This is a genomic window from Fusibacter sp. (assembly GCF_057447755.1).
The window spans coordinates 1-2989 of sequence record NZ_JBVBZF010000391.1; the positions used below are offsets into that span (position 1 = coordinate 1).

A 2989-nucleotide genomic window follows, 5' to 3' on the forward strand; every position below is an offset into this window, starting at 1 on the left:
CTCTTCAATGGCAGAAAGCGGTGTTCCTGGATTTAATGTCACACCTGATTTTATGCCATAGGATTTAATCAATTGAAGGGTTCTGTGAATGTGTGGGCATGCTTCTATATGAACATTTAAAAGGTCAGCGCCTGCTTTAACAAAGGTTTCCACATATTGATCTGGGTTTTCAATCATAAGATGAACATCTACAAAAAGATTAGTTTTCCCCTTTAATGACATTAAAATAGGGGCACCAAAAGATATGTTAGGTACAAAATGGCCATCCATAACATCCACATGAAGGTATTCTACACCTGCTTCTTCTACCTCTTTAACGTGCTCAAGTAATCTTGAAAAATCTGCCGACAATATTGACGGTGCTAATTTTACCATTTTTTCTGTTTCCTCCTGTGTTCGCTGATTTCTTTTAATATATACAAGTAAGCTTCATAACGATCCTTTGAAATACGATTGTCTTCAACTGCCGCTTTAACAATACAATCCGGTTCATTGATATGCATGCAGTTATCAAATTTACACTGGTCATCCATCATTCTGAACTCAGGGAAATACTCCTTTAAATCCTCCGCCTCTATTTCATGCATAGAAAGGGATGTAAAGCCCGGCGTATCCACAACAATACCACCATTCTTAAGCTCAAGAAGCTCTGAATGTCTCGTCGTATGCTTACCGCGTTTAATTTTTTCACTAATCTCTCCCGTTTGCAAGGTAAAGCCTTCATGCACAGCATTTAGAAGTGACGATTTTCCCACGCCTGACGGACCAGAAAATACGGTGATCTTATCCTTGAGATAATAGCTCAGCTCATCAATCCCTTCGCCCTCTATGGCACAGGTCTTTAGAACAGGATATCCAATTCTGGAGTAAATGGCTTCATATTTTTCGTAATCAAAATCCACATCTAAATCTGCTTTGTTGAAGCAAATGACGATGTTAAGCGCCGATTGCTCCGCCAAAACCAGCATTTTATCCAGTAAAATGATATTTGGAAGTGGGTTTTTTATAGAAAAGACAATAATGGCCTGATTAACATTTGCCACGGTCGGTCTTAGTAGCTCTGTTTTACGCTCTAAAATCTCTTCAATCATCCCCAGTTTCTTTTCCTCATCCTGGATGCTGATGTGAACATAATCGCCTACCAGGGGCGTTACTTTTTGGTTCTTAAACTTACCTCTTGCCTTGCATTCGTAAATGGCATCATTGAACTTTACATAGTAAAATCCCCCGATCCCCTTAAAGATGATTCCGTAATCCATCTACAACTCCTTCTTTAGAACTCAACGTATTGTGTACTAACCAACTGACCGCTGAAATAGATGTTGATAACAGCCGATCCAGTGCCCTTTATTGTAAACTTAACCTCTTTTTCATCTTTAGCATGTGTTTTTTCATAAACAATCGTGGTAACATCACCTTGTACCATTTCCACCTTAATCGATTCAGGATCGTTGATGAAAGTGTCCGTTGGAATAACAAACAACCTTGAAGTCATTTGAACATTTGGATTTGTTGTTGTCCCTGGATCAGTTGTTGCCCCTTCTACACCTAAACTCAAGGTGAGATTAACAGATGCACCTTGCTTTGCTTCTGATCCTACATTTTCATTTGAGATTATGCGTCCCTTCTCAACTTCCTCGCTATAGCTTTCTTCTACACTCCCCACCTTAAGGCCCAAATCATTAAGAGCTGTTTCTGCTTCCTGAAGTGTTTTACCAGCTAAACTCGGAATTAACACTGTTGTGATTTTAACCCCTTGGCTGATGACCAAATCCACGGATTTTCCTTCACCGATTTGCATCCCCGCCTTAGGTGTCTGCTCAATAATCATCCCTGCAGGTAAATCATTGAATTTGTAATCCGTTTCACCCACAGAAAGTCCAGCGTTTTCAATCATAACAGTAGCTTTTTGAAGGTCTTGATGTACAACATTTGGTATTGTTGCCAACACAGGTCCGTTACTGATAACAAGACTTACTGTAAAGCCCTCTTTAAGCTCTTCACCTTCTGGTATGGATTGTGATATAACATGGTCTTGCTCAACTTCATTGTTAAATCGCTTTTCAGTGGTATCAGCGATCAAACCATTTTCATTAAGGATTCGAATGGCCTCTTCTGAAGCCATTCCTGTGACAGATGGCATCAAGACAATTTCTGACTTAAACATATCCTGAATTTTATTTACGGCAAATACTGAAAATACCAATAATGATAAAAGCAGGGCTGCCAAAACCACGAGGGTTGCATTTAACTTATTTACAGGTGGCTTCTTATTATTTTGACTCTTTGGCTTGGTACGCGACTCATCAAGGGTCTTTTTCTGTTGCTTTTTGATTTGATGATTCATAATATCTTCCTCTGTAATTTTAGGGAGTACCATCGTCTCGTCATTCAAATAAATATGCTCTTCGACGATATAGTTTTTATCATTTCTAACATGTTTTAAATCTTCAATCATTTCACTTACCGATTGATAACGCATGCTTAAATCCTTTTGTGTTGCCTTGTGGATGATGGAAATTAAGCCTTCACTAATTTGATTGTTGATCAAGCGGATATCCGGCATCTCATCTTTTAGGTGCTTTAAAGCTACTGCAACAGGTGTATCTGCAACATATGGCAGTTCTTTGGTCGCGAGCTCATACATCAAAATGCCAAGGGAATATATATCACTTCGCGCATCTACATAGCCACCTCGTGCTTGTTCCGGCGAGGTATAGTGCACAGAACCGACAACCTCCTTGGTATTAACAATAGTGGATTTTGTGGTTGCCCTTGCAATTCCAAAATCAGCCACTTTAATACTCCCCTGCTCATTGACCAAGATATTTTGCGATTTGATATCTCTATGAATGATGTTGTTTTGATGGGCATTATTTAAGGCTGAAGCAATTTGAAGCGATATGTTAATCACAGCTTCTTCACGCATGAAGCCGTGCATTTTATTGAGGTAGTCTCTTAGTGTGTTCCCTGTAACAAGCTCCATGAC

General features: G+C 39.4%; 3 protein-coding genes. All 3 read right to left on the reverse strand.

Features of this window, described 5'->3' with window-relative positions:
* On the reverse strand, positions 1-375 hold a 375-nt coding region (locus AC220I_RS20675; RefSeq protein WP_486725761.1), incomplete at its 3' end, for a ribulose-phosphate 3-epimerase.
* Positions 369-1259 (reverse strand): ribosome small subunit-dependent GTPase A, encoded by an 891-nt coding sequence (gene rsgA, locus AC220I_RS20680; RefSeq protein ID WP_486725762.1) that lies wholly within the window; start codon positions 1257-1259, stop codon positions 369-371. The genes AC220I_RS20675 and rsgA, both read right to left, overlap by 7 nt.
* A gap of 14 nt (positions 1260-1273) precedes the next feature.
* On the reverse strand, positions 1274-2989 hold a 1716-nt coding region (locus AC220I_RS20685), incomplete at its 5' end, for a PASTA domain-containing protein (protein ID WP_486725763.1).